19 protein-coding genes and 1 pseudogene are annotated in these 18,824 nt (G+C 72.8%); 6 read left to right on the top strand and 14 right to left on the bottom strand.

Annotated features, from left to right (window positions below; translation table 11 throughout):
* The first annotated feature begins 33 nt into the window (after positions 1 to 33).
* On the top strand, positions 34 to 408 hold the full coding sequence (locus ACFWPT_RS00100) for a hypothetical protein (protein WP_380335823.1): 375 nt from the start codon (positions 34 to 36) through the stop codon (positions 406 to 408).
* A 52-nt stretch (positions 409 to 460) separates the two neighbouring features.
* Here the strand turns inward: ACFWPT_RS00100 and ACFWPT_RS00095 are convergent, their stop codons facing one another.
* The 7 genes from ACFWPT_RS00095 to ACFWPT_RS00065 form a co-directional block, all read right to left on the bottom strand.
* A complete protein-coding gene (locus ACFWPT_RS00095; RefSeq protein ID WP_380368776.1) occupies positions 461 to 697 on the bottom strand; it encodes a helix-turn-helix transcriptional regulator in 237 nt (78 codons plus the stop codon).
* A 116-nt stretch (positions 698 to 813) separates the two neighbouring features.
* A complete protein-coding gene (locus ACFWPT_RS00090; RefSeq protein WP_063349778.1) occupies positions 814 to 1,782 on the bottom strand; it encodes a DUF4331 family protein in 969 nt (322 codons plus the stop codon).
* A 107-nt stretch (positions 1,783 to 1,889) separates the two neighbouring features.
* Positions 1,890 to 2,087, bottom strand: a complete 198-nt coding sequence (locus ACFWPT_RS00085; RefSeq protein WP_380478292.1) for a DUF397 domain-containing protein — start codon at positions 2,085 to 2,087, stop codon at positions 1,890 to 1,892.
* A gap of 92 nt (positions 2,088 to 2,179) precedes the next feature.
* Entirely contained in the window at positions 2,180 to 2,368 is a 189-nt protein-coding gene (locus ACFWPT_RS00080) for a DUF397 domain-containing protein (protein ID WP_380478290.1), read from the bottom strand.
* Positions 2,365 to 3,237 carry a Scr1 family TA system antitoxin-like transcriptional regulator gene (locus ACFWPT_RS00075; RefSeq protein WP_380478288.1) on the bottom strand — a complete coding sequence of 291 codons (873 nt, stop codon included), beginning with the start codon at positions 3,235 to 3,237 and terminating at the stop codon, positions 2,365 to 2,367. Before ACFWPT_RS00075 ends, ACFWPT_RS00080 begins: the two co-directional genes overlap by 4 nt.
* A gap of 441 nt (positions 3,238 to 3,678) precedes the next feature.
* Positions 3,679 to 4,818 (bottom strand): serine hydrolase domain-containing protein, encoded by a 1,140-nt coding sequence (locus ACFWPT_RS00070; protein WP_380478286.1) that lies wholly within the window; start codon positions 4,816 to 4,818, stop codon positions 3,679 to 3,681.
* Between the two features lie 60 nt (positions 4,819 to 4,878).
* Positions 4,879 to 5,550: a DUF4097 family beta strand repeat-containing protein gene (locus ACFWPT_RS00065; protein ID WP_380335806.1), complete on the bottom strand. Its 672-nt coding sequence runs from the start codon at positions 5,548 to 5,550 to the stop codon at positions 4,879 to 4,881.
* A gap of 446 nt (positions 5,551 to 5,996) precedes the next feature.
* Between ACFWPT_RS00065 and ACFWPT_RS00060 the strand changes: the two genes are divergently transcribed.
* Positions 5,997 to 7,235: an alpha/beta hydrolase family protein gene (locus tag ACFWPT_RS00060; protein ID WP_380478284.1), complete on the top strand. Its 1,239-nt coding sequence runs from the start codon at positions 5,997 to 5,999 to the stop codon at positions 7,233 to 7,235.
* Between the two features lie 113 nt (positions 7,236 to 7,348).
* Here ACFWPT_RS00060 and ACFWPT_RS00055 read toward each other — a convergent pair whose 3' ends face one another.
* A complete protein-coding gene (locus ACFWPT_RS00055) occupies positions 7,349 to 7,834 on the bottom strand; it encodes a MarR family transcriptional regulator (RefSeq protein ID WP_380335800.1) in 486 nt (161 codons plus the stop codon).
* A 92-nt stretch (positions 7,835 to 7,926) separates the two neighbouring features.
* On the opposite strand from ACFWPT_RS00055, the gene ACFWPT_RS00050 reads away from it, so the two are divergent.
* Complete coding sequence (locus ACFWPT_RS00050) at positions 7,927 to 8,283, top strand: HGxxPAAW family protein (RefSeq protein WP_380478281.1); 357 nt, start codon at positions 7,927 to 7,929, stop codon at positions 8,281 to 8,283.
* Positions 8,284 to 8,415: 132 nt separating this feature from the next.
* Here ACFWPT_RS00050 and ACFWPT_RS00045 read toward each other — a convergent pair whose 3' ends face one another.
* The 3 genes and pseudogenes from ACFWPT_RS00045 to ACFWPT_RS00035 all read right to left on the bottom strand — a co-directional run bounded on the left by ACFWPT_RS00045 (position 8,416) and on the right by ACFWPT_RS00035 (position 12,205).
* A complete protein-coding gene (locus ACFWPT_RS00045; protein ID WP_380478279.1) occupies positions 8,416 to 9,168 on the bottom strand; it encodes a hypothetical protein in 753 nt (250 codons plus the stop codon).
* A gap of 195 nt (positions 9,169 to 9,363) precedes the next feature.
* Positions 9,364 to 9,900, bottom strand: a pseudogene (locus ACFWPT_RS00040) (PadR family transcriptional regulator); the annotation flags it as partial.
* Positions 9,901 to 10,150: 250 nt separating this feature from the next.
* Positions 10,151 to 12,205, bottom strand: a complete 2,055-nt coding sequence (locus ACFWPT_RS00035; RefSeq protein ID WP_380478276.1) for an FAD-dependent oxidoreductase — start codon at positions 12,203 to 12,205, stop codon at positions 10,151 to 10,153.
* Between the two features lie 184 nt (positions 12,206 to 12,389).
* Here ACFWPT_RS00035 and ACFWPT_RS00030 point away from each other — a divergent pair, with 184 nt between their 5' ends.
* Positions 12,390 to 13,649 carry an FAD-dependent monooxygenase gene (locus ACFWPT_RS00030; protein ID WP_380478274.1) on the top strand — a complete coding sequence of 420 codons (1,260 nt, stop codon included), beginning with the start codon at positions 12,390 to 12,392 and terminating at the stop codon, positions 13,647 to 13,649.
* Between the two features lie 69 nt (positions 13,650 to 13,718).
* On the opposite strand, the gene ACFWPT_RS00025 is transcribed toward ACFWPT_RS00030, so the two are convergent.
* Positions 13,719 to 14,294, bottom strand: a complete 576-nt coding sequence (locus tag ACFWPT_RS00025; RefSeq protein ID WP_063349770.1) for a TerD family protein — start codon at positions 14,292 to 14,294, stop codon at positions 13,719 to 13,721.
* 226 nt (positions 14,295 to 14,520) lie between these two features.
* Between ACFWPT_RS00025 and ACFWPT_RS00020 the strand changes: the two genes are divergently transcribed.
* A complete protein-coding gene (locus ACFWPT_RS00020) occupies positions 14,521 to 14,814 on the top strand; it encodes a hypothetical protein (protein ID WP_063349769.1) in 294 nt (97 codons plus the stop codon).
* A gap of 26 nt (positions 14,815 to 14,840) precedes the next feature.
* Here ACFWPT_RS00020 and ACFWPT_RS00015 read toward each other — a convergent pair whose 3' ends face one another.
* A complete protein-coding gene (locus ACFWPT_RS00015) occupies positions 14,841 to 16,406 on the bottom strand; it encodes a glycerol-3-phosphate dehydrogenase/oxidase (RefSeq protein WP_380478272.1) in 1,566 nt (521 codons plus the stop codon).
* A complete protein-coding gene (locus tag ACFWPT_RS00010; protein ID WP_063349765.1) occupies positions 16,403 to 17,017 on the bottom strand; it encodes a TetR/AcrR family transcriptional regulator in 615 nt (204 codons plus the stop codon). Before ACFWPT_RS00010 ends, ACFWPT_RS00015 begins: the two co-directional genes overlap by 4 nt.
* A gap of 20 nt (positions 17,018 to 17,037) precedes the next feature.
* Here ACFWPT_RS00010 and ACFWPT_RS00005 point away from each other — a divergent pair, with 20 nt between their 5' ends.
* Positions 17,038 to 18,660, top strand: coding sequence for an FAD-binding oxidoreductase (locus tag ACFWPT_RS00005; protein WP_380478270.1), 1,623 nt, complete (start codon positions 17,038 to 17,040; stop codon positions 18,658 to 18,660).
* Positions 18,661 to 18,824: the final 164 nt, after the last annotated feature.

Raw genomic sequence — 18,824 nt, 5'->3', positions numbered from 1 at the left:
ATGGGACAGGAAGGACTACCCCCGGGGTGCTCGGTGGAGGATCTCGTGGCGGCGGCCCATCGGTCCGGGCGGTTCGCCGGGATCGAGGCGGTCGAGGTCGCGGCCGAGCCGAGGCTGGTCGACCTCCATCTGGAGGCCCTGTCCGGGCACGAGTATCTGGTGATGTTGAGGGAAGACCTCGGCGAAGCCAGAGTTCTCTACGAGGACTACGTGTTCGACGGCGTCCCCGCCCATCGGGTCCTGGATTTCGTGGACCTGGTGGCACGGGGTGAGGTCGACCTCTCGCCCACGCGGTTCGGGCGGCAACTGGTCCTGCGGGTGTCCCTACCCGAAGGGACCTGGGCCGATCGGCGCCGATTCGCCGACGATCTCTCGGATTGGGAGAAGAGCGTCATCGAACGTCGCTGACGGTGGGAGCGGACATGCACCAGCCGCAGGGGCCCTGCCCGTCCTGAGCCCCTCACGACTCCACGTTCAGCGCCCGGGAGAGGGCGGTGAGGAGGGGGAGGGTGGGGGCGGCGTGGCCGGCTTCGATGGCGCGGATCTGGGCGTCGGTGAGGTCGGCGCGCTTGGCGAGGTCCGCGATGGAGAGGCCGAGGGCGGTGCGGCGCTCGCGGACGGCGCGGGCGAGGGCGCCGGCCGGGTCGCCGTCCGGGTGGGCGGGGAAGTCCTCGATCAGTGGGCGCGCGCGGTTCACCGGACCTCCTCATTGCCGGGCGGGGGCGCACAGCCTGACACGTGATCACAGCGGGAAGTGCGAAGCGGCGGTCAAGGATTCTTGACCGCCGCTTTGTCGTCCGGCCACTTGACTCGCTACTTGACGGGGTGCGGGTGGCCGAGGTGGGGGAAGACGGGGAGGACGTCGGTGTGCGGGGGGATGTGGTCGCTGGTGATCTTGCCGCCGGAGACCATGGTGAGGCGGGCCGAGGTCACGTCGTCGACGAGGGTGCGGCCGTTGGGGTAGGCGGCGGGGCGGGAGCGGTCGTAGCGGAGGATGTCCGGGAGGACGAGCTTCAAGGTCTCGGTGGCGGCCTCGGTGGTGTAGTCCCCGGTGTGCTGGAGGACGGCCGTCCAGGCCTCGCGGTAGGTGTCCCAGTCGTCGGCCGGCTCACCCGCGTTGTACGCGTCCTTCACCTCCTCCTTGTTGAAGTAGGCGGTGAGGGAGGGGTGCGCGCCACGGTCGACGGAGACGAGCCGGCCGTCCTGGCGGAGGCTGACCCGGGCCCAGACGCCGATCGTCGGGTCGGGGCCGAGGTCGGTGTCGGGGACTTCGAGGGCGATGCCGAAGACGTTGGCGTCGGCCATGGCGTCCTTGCCGGTCCAGGTGAAGTCGTTGACGATCCCTTCGAGGTCGGCGAAGAAGGGATCGCTGCGCAGGCCGACGGAGAGCTTGCGGCCGTTCGCCTCGATGACGTCGGGCGCGTCCCCGAAGGCGACCGGGGCTTCGGAGAACAGGACGTCCCCGGTGGGCTCGTGCTTCTGCGCGGCGGCGCCGGTCGCCCGGTGGACGGTGACGGTCTGGGCGCCGGTGTGGGTGGGGGCGGAGAAGGTGAAGGAGTAGGCGACGTCGGCGCGGTGGTCCCCGTCGGTGTCGATGTTGATGCGGTACACGGCGTCGGGGTGGAACTCGGCCGCCTGGGTGGGGGCGTAGGGGTTCGCGTTCATGATCAGGACGGTCCGGCCGGGCGCATCGGCGGCCGGGAAGGCGAACACGTCGGTCAGGTCGAGCCGCGAGTCGCCTCGGGGCGAGCGGAGGTTGGGGCCGCTGAGGTGATGGGACATGGGACCGTTGGTAGCAGCCCCCACCCGACACCGGCCCGACGACACCCGCATTCCACCCGCCCGTCCGCCGATTGGCCGTCATCTCCCGACGGAACGCCGACGCCGAATCAGACCTCGGCGGCTGCGGCGAACGCCACGAACGCCACGAACGCCTGCCACGCGGTCGGCTCGAACGCCAACTGCGGGCCGCCCTTGTCCTTGGAGTCACGCACGTGGACGACGCCGGGCGTCTCGGCGACCTCGACGCACTGAGCTTCCTCGTTCGTGCTGTAGCTGCTCTTGAACCACGCCAGCTCGCTACTCACTGCTCCCCCAAAACGTCGGACAGCGCCAACAGTTCGACGGTACGCCGACGGCTCGCCGCGCGGAAGCGGCGAGCCGTCGGGAGAAGGCTGAATCAGACCTCGGCGGCCGCAGCGAACGCCACGAACGCCTGCCACGCAGTCGGCCCGAACGTCAGCTGCGGGCCGCTCTTGTCCTTGGAATCACGCACGTGAACAGTGCCGGGCGTCTCGGCGACCTCGACGCAGTTGGCATCCTCATTGGTGCTGTGACTGCTCTTGAACCATGCCAGCTGGGTGCTCATACTTCCCCCAGAATCTTCTCGATCAGGGCCAGGGACTCCCTCAGGCCCAGGGCCTGGGCGCGGATACTGCTGTACCGTGCCGCCATATTACGGACTTCCTCGGGATCCGTGATCAGCCGGTTGACGTGCTGAACGGCCACGTACGCGATCTGCGAGCGACCCGGCGGCGTCAGGAGGGTGAACGAGCCCCCCATGCCGGAGTGCTGCATCCTGTCCAGCGACATGACCTGCAACTCCGGGCCTCGCATCTGCCCCACCTTCAGAAGGTGCTGGAGCTGCTCCTTGTGGACATCCCACCCACCCAGCGGGCGCCTCAACACGCTCTCGTCGATGACCCAGCTCACGACCGGCAGAGGCCATCGTTCGAGGATCGCCTTCCGAGCCAACCGCGCGGCCACCCACTCATCGATCTGCTTCTCGGAGAGCAGCGGTCGACGCATTTCGTACAGGGCTCGGATGTATGCCTCGGTCTGGAGAAGCCCCGGGATGGCCATCGTGCTGTAGTCGTGGATCTCGATCGCCCGGTTCTCCTCGAACGTGAAGGCCTTGGAGAACGCCGGGTGCCGCGTGCTGATCCGGACTTTCGCCCTCATCACGTCGTCCGCGACGATCTTCAACGCGCCACCCGCGTTGAGGACTTCGTCCGCCTTCGTCAGGATCTCGATTCTCGGCGTCCGCTTGCCGCGCTCGACCGCCCCCAGCTGGTCCTCGCTGTACCCGAGCCTGTCGGCCAGCTCACGCTGCGTCATCCCGGCCCGCTCTCGGAAGAGCCTGATCAACTTGCCCACCGCAGCGTAGAACTCCGCGACCCCGTCGGAGTTCTCCACCGTCTCGCCGTCATCGAAGACCGTGCGCTCGACGCCACCCACGATAATCACCCACCCGTTCGACCGACTGATTCGGGCCGACCTGCGGGCCAACCCTCCGCATCCGAACCAGCACTCTCGGTGCTCGTCGAATCCACGGTCAGCGTACGTCCAGGGCGCTGCGGGTTTTCCCGCGCCAGTCGAAGTCCCCCTCGACGGCCCGCACCACCACCTCCGGAGCTCAACAATCCTCCGGCGCGTAAACAGAAGCCAACTCCCGCTTCGGGGAAGGAATTTGCCTGACATGGAACTGCATTACGCCACGCCGCTTCACCATCGCGGAACGCGCTGCTAACGCGACGACGCCGACCACCTTCCGGAGCGCGACTTCGCGCTTCACCACCACCTCACCACCGCTGCGCGCCGGGGCACCACCCCTTCAACGAACGGAGTGGGAAGTCGGCCCCGCCGACTTCCCACTCCTTACGCCGAAACCGCACGCCGTCAGCTTTCGGCCCGCACGCCGCCTCCGCCGCCGAACACCGCCGTGATGAGCCGGTCCAGCGCCTTGGGGAACTCCTGTGCCGGGTCGGATGCGGAGTCGCCGGTGGTGAGCCCGGCGGTCAGGGTCTTGCTGCCGTCGGGTGTGCCGATCATCAGTGCCCCGTAGCCGCCGGGGGCGCCGCCGTTGTGGTGGACGATGGTGCCGCCGTCGGGGCCGAGGTCCTGGATGAACAGGCCCAGGCCGTAACCGAGCATCCCGTGCGGCGTGCGCATCTCGTCCAGCAGGGGGGCGGGCAGGAGCTTGCCGCCCAGGAGTACGGCGAAGAACGTGTGGAGGTCCCGGGTGGTCGAGATCAGGTCGCCGGCGCCGACCAGGAGGGAGAGGTTCTGGCGGGCGACGTCGACCAGCTTCCACTGGTCGCCGTCCTGGTAGCGGTAGTAGCCGTGGGCGTGCGGCGCGGGGAGCTCCGGCGAGTCGCCCGGCACCACGGTGTCCCGCAGTCCGAGCGGCCGAAGGATCCGCCGCTGCATCTCCTCGGCGTACGGGCGGCCGGCGGCCTGCTCGATCAGGAGCACGGCCAGCGTGTAGTTGGTGTTGGAGTAGCTCTGGTCGGTGCCCGGCTCGAACCGTGCCGGCTTGGACAGGGCGAACTGCACGAGCTCCTCGGGCCGGTAGCTGTGGAACCGGTTGTCCACCCACTCCTTGCCCATCGCGGGGATCCCCGGCACGAACGTCCCGTCGGGTTCGAGGTCGCCGGTGTAGCTGGCCAGGCCGCTGGTGTGCTGGAGCAGCATCCGCACGGTGATCCGCCGGTCCAGCCCGAACTGCGGCAGGTGGTCGGCCACCGGGGTGTCCAGCCCGGTCGCGCCGTCGGCCACCAGGTGCAGCACCAGGGTCGCGACGAAGGTCTTGGTGGTGCTGCCCACCCAGAACTTCCCGTCCACCGACGGCTTCGCGGCCTCGCCCAGCTTGCGCACCCCGGCGCTGCCGACCCACTCCCCGTGCTCGTCGTGCACGCGCAGCTGTATCCCGGCGAAACCGGCGTCGACGAACTCCTGGATGGCTTGCTGGAGCTCCGGGCGGTCCTGACCTGCGGCGTCCTCGACGGCGATCTCGGCGGCGTGGCGGGATTCACTCATGGTTGTTCCTTGTCTCGCGATCGGAGTGTGCGGGTGCGGGCTGGGGCCGGGGCTGGGGCTTCAGAGGCTGCGGGCGGTGATGTCGCCGTAGGCGGTGGTCGCGTGGATGCTCAGGCCGGCGGCGGCGCCGTCGGTGTTCTTGAGCGTGTTGTGGATCCGGCCGTAGGTGGTGCCGGCGTCCAGGGAGGCGGAGACGCCGCGGGCGGCGCCGACGGACACGTCGCCGGCCTCGGTGCGCAGCGTGATCGTGCCGTGCACGGCTTCGGTGATGTGGATGTCGCCCTTGGCGGTGGTGATCTCGGCGGGGCCGTCGAGGCGGCCGACGGAGATGTCGCCGGCGAGGACTGCGAGGTGGGCGCCGGCGGTCTCGTCGAGCTTGACCGAGGCCTGCGCGCCTTCGAAGGTGACGTCGCCGAGGCGTCCGACGCCCCGGAGTTCGGCGCTGGCCGTCTTCGCCTGGATGCGGGAGCCGGCGGGCAGTTGGACGGTCACCTCGACGGTGCCGGACTGGCCGAGGATCCGGTTCTCGGCCGCCGCCGCCTCGATCCGCAGGACGCCGTCGGCGTATTCGACGGTGGTCCGCTCCGCCGCCTTCACGTCGCGGCTCTTCGAGGCGTCGGCGGGCAGGACCTCGACCGTGGTGTCGGCCCGGTCGGCGGCGATGAGCCGGATGCGCCCGGCGGGGATGTCGAGGACGGCGGAGACCGGGGCGGGGGTGGCGAACTTCTGCATGATGCTCTCCTGTGGCTCGTTCTTTCTGACAACGGAAACGCTACGTTGCCTTCACGCTTCACGGCAACAGGCACGTTGCGCACAATCAGCATTATCACAGGTCAGCGCCTCATTATCGTTGCAACAGTTACGGATTTAACGCAACGTCAGTCACGCTATCCGTTGCGTTGGGTTGAGCGTGAACGCTATGCGCCACCCCGCCCCGGCACGCCGCCGCATCAGCCCACGGATGTAAACCCCCGGGCCAATGCGCGCGGCCGCACCGTCATCCGGTGGTCGGATGTGGCCGGGTACGCCGCGATGACAGCCTTCCGTTCAGGTGCACGGAGATCCATCGGACGGTCCGTCAGGGGCGCTTCCCCGGCCGTCCGGTGTCGAACGACGGCCGCACCTGCGAAGACCGCGCGCCTCGGCCCGGTCCTGTCCAGCACACCCAGGGAGGGCCCATGACCACCACGCCGTTCACGAGCCGACACGCCATGACGCGCCGCCGCCTGCTGGGGGCCGCACTGGCCGCCGGAGCCACCGGGGCCGCCGCACCGCTCGCCCTCGCCCGCCCCGCGTGGGCGGCGGGCGGGTCCGCCACCCCCGGGACCGTCACCACCGCCGCCGGCGGCCCGGCGCGGCTCACCCTGCCCGAGCCCACCGGGCCGCACCCCGTGGGCACCGTCCCGCTGCACCTGCTCGACGCCTCCCGCCCGGACCCGCTGGCCGGCCCGGGCCGGTTCCGCGAGCTGATGGCGAGCGTCTGGTACCCCGCCCGCGAGGCCGGGGAGTACCCGCTCGCGCCCTGGATGGCCGACGGCGCACTGCGGGCGTTCCTCGCGGACACGGGCTTCGCCATCGACCCCGCCCTCGCCCCGCTCACCTCCGGCCGCGTGGGCGCCCCGGTCCACCGCGCGGGCCGCCGCCTGCCCGTCGTCGTCTACTCGCACGGCGCGCACAGCCACCGCGCCGACCACACCGTGATGGTCCAGGAACTCGCCAGCCACGGCTACGTGGTGGTCACCGTCGACCACACCCGCGACGCGATCACCGAGTTCCCCGACGGCCTGGTCCTCACCCCGGACCGGAGCATCCCGATGGGGCCGAAGGACTTCGCCGCGGACATCCGCTTCCTCCTCGACCAGGTCGACGCCCTCGCCGCCGGGCGCAACCCCGACACCGACGGCAGGCCGCTGCCCGCCGGCCTGCTGCACGCCCTCGACCCGGACCGGATCGGCATGTTCGGCTGGTCCAAGGGCGGCACGGCCACCGCCTACACCATGCTCGCCGACCGGCGCGTCCGCGCCGGGCTGAGCCTGGACGGCCCGATGCAGCCGACCATCACCACCGACCTGGACCGGCCGTTCATGATGATGACCGCCGCGTTCACCCGGGCCGGCCAGCCGGCCGTCGCCGAGTTCTGGCCGCACCTGCGCGGCTGGCGGCTCGACGTCCAGGCCCTGGGCGCCGTGCACGTCTCGTACGGCGACGACCAGGTGCTGATCCCGCAGGCCGCCAAGCTCCTCGGCCTGACCGACGAGCAGGTCCGGGACATGATCGGCACCCTCGACCCGGTCCGCGCGGTGAAGATCCAGCAGGCGTACCCGGTGGCCTTCTTCGACCTGCACCTGCGCCGCCGCCCCAGCCGCCTCCTCGACGGCCCGTCCGCGGCCTTCCCCGAGGTGACGTACCTGCCCTGAGGCGCTGCCCAGAGGCGCTGCACCAAGACGTCGCCCCGCGACGCTGCTCCACGACGCTGCACCGAGGCGCTGCTCCGAGACCGTGGCGGCCGGCCCCTCCCCGGGGTCGGCCGCTACGGCATGTCGGCCCGGATCTCGTCCAGCGACTCCCCCAGCACCCCCTTGGCCCGGGTGAACCAGTCGGCGATCACCGCGATCTCGTCCGGCGTGTAGTCGGCGAACAGCGCGCCGATCCGCTCATAGAACGGGCCGTAGACCTGGAGGATGCGCTGCTGCGCGTCCTCCGCCATCACCACGCGGACGCGCCGGCGGTCGGCCGGGTCGGCCTCGCGGCGGGCGTAGCCGGTCTTCTCCAGTCGGTTGAGCACGCCGGTCACGGCGCCGGTGGTCAGCTGCGCGCGCTCGGCGAGGTCGCCGGCGGCCAGCGGCTCCCCGGCCATCGCGGCCTCGATGACGAAGCCGAGGCAGGTCAGGTCGGTGACGTTGAGGCCGAGCCGGGCGGCGATGTCCTGCTGACCGAACTGCGCCAGCGCGATCATCCGGTCCATCGCGTAGAGCGCCTGCTCGGGCGTCGCCCGGGGGCGCGGCTTGCCCTTCACTCGATATCTCCTTAGCATCTAAGTTACTTAGCTTGTGAGATAAACGGCCGACCCGTCCATCCCGACCCGCCCATCACACCAAACGAGGAGCAATGAGCGCACACGGCGACCACGACATGGGGCACACCATCGCCGGCTGGACCGGCTCCGTCATCGCGATCCTCGGCTTCACCGTCGCGGGCACGGCCCTCGCCCTCGGCTCTGCCGCCGGGCTCTGGGCCGGCGGGATCCTCACCGTCCTCGGCGCGCTCGCCGGCTGGCTGCTCCACCTCGCCGGCTGGGGCAAGCCCACCGGCCCGCGCCCGCCCGCCCACCGGCACTGGCGCACCCCCGATCCGGCCGGCCGCCGGGGCCACCCCCACTGCCTCGGCTGCCGCCTCGCCGGCCGCACCCCGGCCCCGATCCAGGCGCCGGCCCCCGCACGGGACCGGCGGCGCATCAGCGCCTGACCGGCCGACACCGCCGGCTCCGCACCCGCCCGATACAGCCCCACCAGCACCGGCCGCAACGCTTCCCCGCGCACCGCACGCCGCGGCCCCCGTCGGGCTGCCTGCCCGACGGGGGCCGTCGCGTCGTCCGGCTCAGACCGAGGTGCCCTGGGTGACGGGGGCCGTGGCGGTGGGCGGGGTGGTGCTGCCGGCGGTGGCGCCGAGGGCGCGCTGGACCTTGGCGACAGCGGCGCGGTACTGGAAGGAGGCCAGCTGGGAGGAGTCGCCGCCGCGCTGGAAGAAGCCGAAGGCCATGCCGACGGTGCCGAAGCGCTCGACGCCGACGAAGGCGTTCAGCTGGACGCCGGCCAGGGTGCCGTCGAGGCGGACGGCGGGCGCGTCCTGGCGGTCGCCGAGGGTGACCGGGGTGACGGTGAAGGTCACCGAGTCGTTGGTGCCGGCGCTGAAGGTGATGGTGTGGCAGCTCTTGAGGGCCGCGGTGGCGGCGTCGAAGTCGGTGGTGAGCTTTCCCGCGTCCTCGGCGGTCAGGGACTCGGTCACCATCGGGTTGCCGCCCGGACCGTCCAGTTCGGCCTCGGCGTGCGGGGTCTCGGGGCCGGGGATGCCGGTGTGCATGTTGATCAGGTCGCTGAGGGCGTCGCAGCCGTTGGCCGGGGACGGCATCGTACTGGGGCCGGCGCTGGGGCTGGCCGTGCTGGGGACCTGGGTGAAGCCTGGGCCGATGTCGTCGACGGTGAGCAGGGCCGCGGTGAGTTGCTCGGAGGTGGGCAGGCCCTGGGCGGGCTGGCCGGGCGTCGCGGCCGCGGCGAGGTGGGCCGGGCCCAAGGCGACCGCCGCGGCGAGGGCGGCGGCGGCGAGGGCGTGGAGCGGCTTCGGGTGGGACATGCGGGCCCCCCGGTCGAGAGTGCGGGCAGGGACAGGCACCAGTGTCCCACCGGGCCTGTTACGGGGCTCGCGGGCGCGGATCACCGCAGGTCAGGCCCCCTGGTCCGGCTGGTCCGGCGGAAGCGGTCCGGGGGTTTCGAGCGCTTCGAGCGCTTCGAGGGTTTCGGGGGTTTCGGGGGTTTCAGGGGTTTCGAGCGCTTCGAGGGTTTCGAGGGTTTCGAGGGTTTCGGTGAGCCACTGCACCCAGAAGGCCTCCAGTCCGATGCCCGCCCGCAGCACGGCGTGCTGAAGGCGGTTCTCCCCGGCCGTCGTCTCGGCCGGGAAGTCGTGCCGCTCGATCTCCCGGTAGTCGTCCAACTGCGCGCGGTGCAGCGCCAGGTGCCGCCGCACCTCGGCCGCCAGGCCGTCCGTACCGACCACCGCGGCGGCGCGCAGCCGTAGCAGCAGCGGTTCGCGGACGGCGCGCGGCGCGGCGCCCTCGGCCGTCCAGCGGGCGAGTTCGGCGCGGCCCTCGGGCAGGACCTCGTACTCCTTCTTCTGTCCGCGGACGGGGCCGGACGGCTGGAGGGCCCGGATCTGTCCGGAGGCCTCCAGCCGGCCCAGTTCGCGGTAGATCTGCTGGTGGGTGGCGGGCCAGAAGAAGCCGATCGACTTGTCGAAGCGCCGGGTCAGCTCCAGCCCCGAGGACGGTTTCTCCAGCAGGGCGGTGAGGATGGCGTGCGGCAGCGACATGCCGTCGATCCTAGGGCGCGTCTTCAAACTCCCGCCTGCGCGCCGGCGTTGGGGCACGCACCTCGCCGCGTTGTCGTCAGTCGCCGATGCTCCGCATGGACTCCCTCCTCCGCCTTGCGATGCACGCACCCCAACGCCGCCACGCCCGCCCTCCGGGCGGACGACGGGAGTTTGAAGACACGCCCTAGGGCGTGCCCAAGGCGTGCCCAGGTCCTGTCCGGCCGAACAGGACCCAGCGCGCAAGGAAGGGTCAGATCGCGGCGGCCAGTTCGGTGCCCTGCTTGATGGCCCGCTTGGCGTCGAGTTCGGCGGCGACGTCGGCGCCGCCGATCAGGTGGGCCTCCAGGCCGCGCTCGCGCAGCGCCTCGTACAGGTCGCGGCGCGGCTCCTGGCCGGTGCAGAGCACCACGGTGTCCACGGGCAGCAGTTGGCGCTCGCCGTCGACGGTGAAGTGCAGGCCGGCGTCGTCGATCAGGTCGTACGTCGCGCCGGCGACCATGGTGACGCCGCGGTGCCGGAGTTCGGTGCGGTGGATCCAGCCGGTGGTCTTGCCGAGCCCGGCCCCGACCTTGCTGGTCTTGCGCTGGAGCAGGTGGACGGCGCGCGGCGGTGCGGGCCGCTCGGGGCGGCGCAGTCCGCCGCGCTCGCGGTACTCCGGGTCGATGCCCCACTTGGCCTGGAACACGGCCGGGTCGAGGCTGGCCGCGTCGCCCGGGTCGGTGAGGAAGCCGGCCACGTCGAAGCCGATGCCGCCCGCGCCGAGGATGGCGACCCGCTCGCCGACGGGGGCGCCGCCGCGCAGGACGTCGAGGTAGCCGAGCACGCTGGGGTGGTCAACTCCTGGGAGGTCGGCGGGGGTTCGCGGGGTGACGCCGGTGGCGAGGACGAGTTCGTCGAAGTTCTCGGCGGCGAGCTGCTCGGCGGTGGCGGTGGTGCCGAGGCGCTGGGTGACGGCCAACTCGGCGAGCCGGGTGCGGTAGTAGCGCAGCGTCTCGTCGAACTCCTCCTTGCCGGGCACGAGTCGGGCGGTGTTCAGCTGCCCGCCGATCGCCGCGGCGGAGTCGAACAGGGTGACGTCGTGGCCGCGTTCGGCGGCGGAGACGGCGAAGGCGAGCCCGGCCGGTCCGGCTCCGACGACGCCGATGCGCTTGCGCAACCTGGTGGGCGCGAGCACGAGTTCGGTCTCGTGGCAGGCGCGCGGGTTGACCAGGCAGGAGGTGATCAGGCCGCTGAAGGTGTGGTCGAGGCAGGCCTGGTTGCAGCCGATGCAGGTGTTGATGGCGTCGGCGCGGCCGTCTTCCGCCTTGGCGACGAAGTCGGCGTCGGCGAGCAGCGGGCGGGCCAGCGAGACCAGGTCGGCGCAGCCGTCGGCGAGCAACTGCTCGGCGATTTCCGGGGTGTTGATGCGGTTGGTGGTGACCAGCGGGATGCCGACCGTGCCCATCACCTTCCTGGTCGCCCAGGCGAAGGCGCCGCGCGGCACGGAGGTGGCGATGGTGGGGATGCGGGCCTCGTGCCAGCCGATGCCGGTGTTGATGATGGTCGCCCCGGCGGCCTCGACGGCCTGGGCGAGGCGGACGACCTCGTCGAGGGTGGAGCCGCCGGGCACCAGGTCGAGCATGGAGAGGCGGTAGACGATGATGAAGTCCTCGCCGATCCGCTCGCGGACGCGGCGGACGATCTCCACCGGGAAGCGCATCCGGCGCTCGTACGGGCCGCCCCACTCGTCCTCGCGCCGGTTGGTGGCGGCGACGACGAACTCGTTGATCAGGTAGCCCTCGGAGCCCATGACCTCGACGCCGTCGTACCCGGCGCGGCGGGCGAGTTCGGCGCAGCGGACGAAGTCCTCGATGGTCTGCTCGACCTGTGCGGCGGTGAGCTCGTGCGGGACGAAGGGGCTGATCGGGGCCTGGAGGGCGCTGGGGGCGACGAGGTCGCGGTGGTAGGCGTAGCGGCCGAAGTGCAGGATCTGCAGGGCGATCTTCCCGCCGGCGGCGTGCACGGCGTCGGTGACGACGCGGTGGCGGTCGGCTTCGGCCTCGGTGGTGAGCATCGCGCCGCCCTCCCAGGGGCGCCCGGCCTCGTTGGGGGCGATGCCGCCGGTGACGATGAGGCCGACGCCGCCGCGGGCCCGTTCGGCGTAGAAGGCGGCCATCCGCCGGTAGCCGTCGGGGGCCTCCTCCAGGCCGACGTGCATGGAGCCCATGACGACGCGGTTGGGCAGGGTGGTGAAGCCGAGGTCGAGCGGGCTGAGCAGGTGCGGGTAGCGGCTGCTGCCGGGGGTGGTGCTCATCGACGCGCTCATCGACGTCTCCTGGGGGCGGCGGGGGTCGTTGTTACCGCAGGGTAGGGGACGGTGGCTCGATGTGCAACTAGTTGCATAACGGGGTCGCGGGCCGGGGCCCCGCGCTCTGCCGGTTCCCACCAACTCGCGGACATGGTCCGCGTATTGTCAGATCGATAGTGTGGGCAGCTGGGAGAGGACCGCCATGCGGGATAGCTCGATAGCCGTGATCGGCGGCAGCATCGCCGGAAGCGCCTTCGCCGGGGCCGCCGCCCGGCTGGGAGCGGACCGGATCGTGGTCCTGGAACGCAGCGAGGGCCAGCTGGAGGACCGCGGCGTCGGGATCTGCATCAACGACGACCGCTTCGACGAACTGGTCCGCGCCGGCCACCTCCACGACGGCGTCCGCCGCCACCGCCTCACCGTCCGCCGCTGGGTCACCCGGGAGACGGCCGAGGACCGCGGCGGCGACGGACCGGACGGGCGCGGGCGGGTGCTCTGGAACCAGCCGATGCCGTTCCACTCCCACCACTGGGCCGTCCTCTGGCAGGCCCTGCGCGAACGCACCCCCGACCGGATCGAGTTCCGGCAAGGCCACACCGTCACCGCGGCCGGCACCGACCAGGACGGCGCCTGGACGGCCGGCCCCGACGGCACCCGCGAACCGCACGACCTGGTGATTGGCGCCGACGGCTACCGCTCGGTGGTCCGCGCGGCGGTCTGCCCGCAGGCCCGGCCCGAATACGCCGGGTACGTGTGCTGGCGCGGCAGCTACGACGCCGCACTGCTGGCGGAGCTGCCCGGCGGGTCCGCGGCCTGGCCGGAGGACGAGTGCGCCACCGTCTGCTACCCCGGCGGCCAGGTCGTGATCTACCGCATCCCCGGGCTCACCCCCGGCAGCACCCAGGTGAACTGGGTCTTCTACGCGCCCACTCCCGCCTGGCTGCGCCTCGACGGCCCGACCAGCATCCCGGCGGGCACCCTCACCGACGGGCAGCTGGACGACCTGCGCCGGCTCGCCGAACGGCACCTGCCGCCGTACTGGGCCGCCCTGGTCACCCTCACCCCGCGCGAGCGGACCTTCCTCCAGCCCGTCTACGACCTGGAGACCCCGCGCCGCACGGCCGGCCGGCTTCTCCTCGGCGGGGACGCGGCCACCGTCGTCCGCCCGCACAACACCAGCGGCGCGGTGAAGGCCTTGCAGGACGCGCACGCCTTCGAGCAGGCCGGGCGGGCCGCCGCCGCGCACGGCGACTCCTGGCCGTCCGTGCTGGCCGCGTACGACCAGGAGCGGGGCGTGGTCGGGCGGGAGCTGGTGGAACTGGGCCGACGGCTCGGCCGGGAGCAGGTCGCCGCCGCACCGGACTGGTCGACCATGGACGAGCCGGGGATGGTCGCCTGGTGGCACGGCCAGCTCACCGGCAGCGGGGGTTTCGGCGGCCACGCCCTCGGGCGTCCCGAGTGAGCGTGGGCCGCACAGGCCCGTGGCCGCCGAAACCCCGTCAGATCACCTGCTGCGATCCACCTGCTGCGATCAGACGTTGACGCCGTAGTCGGTCGCGATGCCGCGCAGACCGGAGGCGTAACCCTGCCCTATGGCGCGGAACTTCCACTCCGCGCCGTTGCGGTACAGCTCACCGAAGACCATCGCGGTCTCGGTGGACGCGTCCTCGCTGAGGTCGTAACGGGCGATCTCCTGGCCGTTGGCCTGGTTCAGCACCCGGATGAACGCGTTGCGGACCTGCCCGAAGCTCTGCAGCCGGGCGTCGGCGTCGTAGATCGACACCGGGAAGACCACCTTCGCCACGTCGGCCGGCACCCGCGCCAGGTCGACCTTGATCTGCTCGTCGTCGCCGTCGCCGCCACCGGTCAGGTTGTCGCCGCTGTGCTCGACCGAACCATCGGGGCTGCGCAGGTTGTTGAAGAAGACGAAGTGCTGGTCCGAGACCACCTTGCCGAGCGCGTTGCAGAGCAGCGCGCTGGCGTCCAGGTCGTAGTCGGCGCCAGTGGTGGTGCGCACGTCCCAGCCGAGACCCACGATCACGGCGCTCAGACCGGGCGCCTCCTTGCTCAGCGAGACGTTGCCGCCCTTGGCCAGCGAAACTCCCACAATGCCCTCCTCGATCTCTCCCTGCGGACGAATCTACAACACTGTAGAGATCACGGGAATCCACCTGCGGTCGGGGCCCACCCCGGGGATTTCTCAGGGGCTCCACCGGGAACCACCCGCCGCCCCGGCCGCCGCACCCGCCGGGCCGAGACCCGGTGGCCACCCTAGACTGGCGGTGGATCCCCTGGTCCGCCCCGACCGGCGGCCCCCGCGCGGGAGGTTCCCCATGCGCCAGCGGTACAGCTTCCACTTCGACCAGGCCGGGCACTCGGTCACCGTCAACGTCCGCTCCGGCTGGATCACCGAGACCGAGCTGCTGGTGGACGGCAAGGAATGCGCCTTCCACCGCGTCCACGGGCACGGCGTCTACCCGCTGACGCTCGCCGCCCAACTCGCCGAGGAGCCGCCGCTGCCGCTCTCGGTACGGCTGGACCGCACGGGCGCGGCCGAGCACCCGTACTCCTGCGTCCTGGAGGTCGCGGGAGCCGAGCACCCGATGCCGGAGCGCGCGGCGCGCTGAGCGCCGCCTCCCGGGCGACTTGCCCGCTACAGTCGCTGCGCCACGATCTCCTCGATCGCCTTCCGGGCCCGCTCGGCGTCCTCGGCGACCAGACCGATCCTGGTCCGGCGGTCGAGCACGTCGGCGACGTCCAGCGCGCCCTCGTGCGTGACGGCGTAGGCGACCTCGGCGCGCGTCACGTCCAGGCCTTCCGCGATCGGCGTCAACTCCCCGGCGGCCACCACCTCCTGGGACGATCCGCCGTAGCGGGCGAGCAGCGAGCCGGGCACGGCGCCCGCCGGGAGCGGACGGCTGTCCCGGTGGGTCGGGGCCCCGACCAGCGGCAGGCGGGCCGTCCAGCAGGCCCGGGCCGGCAGGCCGCGCAGCCGGACGGCGGCGTCCACCGCGTCCTCGGCCATCCGCCGGTAGGTGGTGAGCTTGCCGCCGACCACCGTGACCAGCCCGGACGGCGACTCCAGCACCGCGTGCTCCCGGGAGATGTCGGCGGTGCTGCCGCCCCCGGTGTCGATCAGCGGCCGCAGCCCCGCGTACGCGCCGCGCACGTCCGCCCTGGTCAGCGCGGTGCTCAGGGCGGCGTTGACGGTGTCGAGCAGGAAGGCGAGCTCCCCCTCGGCGGGCTGCGGCTCGTCCGGGATCGGACCGGGCGCGTCCTCGTCGGTCAGCCCGATCGCCACCCGGCCGAGCTGCTGGGGCAGCGCGAAGACGAAGCGGCTGGTCGAACCGGGCACCGGCACGGTGAGCGCCGCGGTCGGGTGGCCGAGCGCGGCGGCGTCCACCAGGAGGTGGGTGCCCCGGCTGGGGCGCAGCCTGATCGACGGGTCCACCTCGCCCGCCCAGACGCCGGTGGCGTTGACCACCGCGCCGGCCTCGACGGTCAGCGACTGCCCGGTGACGGTGTCGGTGAGCCGGGCGCAGCCGCCCGTCACGGACTCCGCCCGCACCCTGGTCAGCACGGTGGCGCCGTACTGCGCCGCGGTCCGCGCCAGCGCCACCACCAGCCGGGCGTCGTCCACGAGTTGGCCGTCGTGCGCGACCAGCGCGCCGGACAGTCCGGCGGTCCGCACACCCGGCACCAGCTGCCGCGTCCGCGCGGCGCCGATCCGGCGCACCCGGGGCAGCAGCGCGCCCGGCGTCCCGGCACCGAGCCGCAGCGCGTCCCCGGCGTGGAAGCCCACCCGGATCAGCGAGGCCTGCCCGGGGCGCAGCAACCCCGGGAGCAGCGGCACCAGTTGGGGCAGCGCGCGGATCAGGTGCGGGGCGGTGCGGGTCATCAGCACGCCGCGCTCGATCGCGCTCTCCCGGGCCACCCCGATCCGCCCGGAGGCGAGGTAGCGCAGGCCGCCGTGCACCAGCTTGGAGCTCCAGCGGCTGGTGCCGAACGCCAGGTCGCGGGACTCGACCAGCACCGTGCGCAGCCCGCGTGAGGCGGCGTCCAGGGCCACCCCGGCGCCGGTGACGCCGCCGCCGATCACCAGCAGGTCGACCCGCGGGCGGTCCCCCAGCGCTTCGAGTTCCGCCCGGCGCCGGCCGGCGTCGAGTCGGCTGGAGCCGGCGTAAGGAGTGGCGGAGGATCCGGCGGGCGTCGAGGTCATGGCGCGAGGTATCCGTTCAGTGCTCTGGTCAGTTCGCGCCGCCAGGCGGCCTCCGGCAGCAGGGAGGCGACCATGCGGTGCGACTGGACGGTGGACTGGGCGATCAGCAGGACCATGGCGGCCAGTTCGACCGGCTCCCCTGACCGGATCGAACCGTGCGCCTGCCCCTGCTCGATGCCGGCCCGCAGCGCCTCCAGCAGGCCGCGCTGGCTGGTGCCGAGCCGCTCGACGACGTACTCCAGCAGCAGGTCGGAGTCGGCGGAGCGCAGCAGCGCGCCGAGCACCGGGTGGTCCCGCAGCCGGACGGCCACCTCGACGACCCCGTCGACGAAGGCCTCCCGGCCGATCGGGGCGCCGTCGCCCCCGAGGGTCAGGGCGACGCCCTCCCGGGTGGCCCGGATCTCCCGGGTGAGCAGGGCGCCGATCACCGCCCGGACGTCCGGCCAGCGCCGGTAGACGGTCGGCCGGCTGACCCCGGCGCGGCGGGCGATCTCCGCCAACTGCGTTCGGCGCACGCCGAGATGGACGATCAGGTCGGCGGCGGCGTCCAGGATCGCGTCGTCGGTGCTGCGCGCGGGACTGCCAGGGGGCTCGGCGTTACTACTTGACATGATGTGTGAAACTGTAACGCATGGCATCTGAGACGCAAGCGGGACCGGCCGGCGCCGCGCTGCCGCTCCCCCCGATGAAGTGGGACGCCTGGGGCGACCCGGCCCTCGCCAAGGAGCTGTCCGCGGACATCAAGGGACTGCTCGCCGCCGCCCTCGGCGTCACCGGCGACGCCACCCCCGGACCGGCCGCCGACGAGGTCGTCCTGCACCCCTCGCGGATCGCCGCCGACGACCTCAAGGCCCTCGCCGCCGCCGTCGGCGAGACCAACGTCAGCGCCGCCGACGCCGACCGGCTCCCCCGCGCCGGCGGCAAGTCCACCCCCGACCTGCTGCGCCGCCGCAGCCGCGACCCCCAGGACGCGCCCGACGCCGTCGTGCTGCCCGGCGACGAGCAGGAGATCGCCGCCGTCCTCGCGCTCTGCGCCGAACGCCGCATCGCCGTCGTCCCGTTCGGCGGCGGCACCAGCGTCGTCGGCGGCCTCGACCCCGAACGCGGCGGCCTCACCGCCGTCATCTCGCTCGACCTGCGCCGCCTCGACCGGCTCCACGACCTCGACGAGACCTCCGGCGAGGCCGTCCTCGGCGCCGGCCTCACCGGCCCCGCCGCCGAGGCCCTGCTCGCCGAACGCGGCTACGAACTCGGCCACTACCCGCAGAGCTTCCGCTACGCCACCCTCGGCGGCTTCGCCGCCACCCGCTCCTCCGGCCAGGACTCGGCCGGCCACGGGCGCTTCGACGAGATGGTCCGCGGTCTGCGCGTCGTCACCCCCGCCGGTGTGCTCGACCTCGGCCGCGCCCCCGCCTCCGCCGCCGGCCCCGACCTGCGCGAGCTCTTCCTCGGCTCCGAAGGCACCCTCGGCGTCATCACCGCCGTCCGCCTGCGTGTTCACCCGCTGCCCGCCGTCAAGGCCTACGAGGCCTGGAGCCTGCCCGACTTCGCCACCGGCAGCGCCGCCCTGCGCGCCGTCGAACAGGCCGGCACCGGCCCCACCGTTATCCGGCTCTCCGACGAGGCCGAGACGATGGTCAACCTCGCCACGACCGAACAGATCGGCGGCGCCCCCGCCATCACCGGCTGCCTCGCCGTCACCGTCTTCGAAGGCACCGCCGAACAGGTCGCCACCCGCCACCGGCTCACCCGCGACACCCTGCTCGCCGCCGGCGCCACCTCTGTCGGCGAGGCCCCCGCCCGGGCCTGGGAACACGGCCGCTTCAACGCCCCCTACCTGCGGGACTCCCTGCTCGGCGCCGGCGCCCTCTGCGAAACCCTGGAGACCGCGACCAGTTGGAGCCGGCTCCCGCAGCTGCGGACCGCCGTCACCGAGGCCCTCACCACCGCCCTGCCCGGCGCCCTCGTCCTCTGCCACATCTCGCACGTCTACCCGACCGGCGCCTCGCTCTACTTCACCGTCGTCGCCGCCCTCGGCGAGGACCCGCTCACCCGGTGGGCCGCCGCCAAGCGCGCCGCCGGCGACGCCATCGTCACCGCCGGCGGCACCATCACCCACCACCACGCCGTCGGCGCCGACCACCGGCCCTGGATGAGCGACGAGATCGGCGAGCTCGGCGTGCGCATCCTGCGCGCCGTCAAGGCCGAACTCGACCCGGCGGGCATCCTCAACCCCGGCAAGCTGATCCCGTGACCGGCGGTCCGCGAGCCATCAGGCGAGTGGCCGTCCTCAGCAACCCGGCGGCGGGGGCCCGCCCCCCCCCCCCCCCCCCCCCCCCCCCCCCCCCCCCCCCGCGCCCCCACGCGCACCCCCGCCACACCCCCCCCCGCCCCCACCCCCCCCACCCCCCCAACCCC

The organism is Kitasatospora sp. NPDC058478, assembly GCF_042720345.1.
Classification (GTDB): Bacteria; Actinomycetota; Actinomycetes; order Streptomycetales; family Streptomycetaceae; genus Kitasatospora.
The sequence above is the reverse complement of the archived record's forward strand: the minus strand, read 5'-3'. Positions and strand labels throughout refer to the sequence as shown.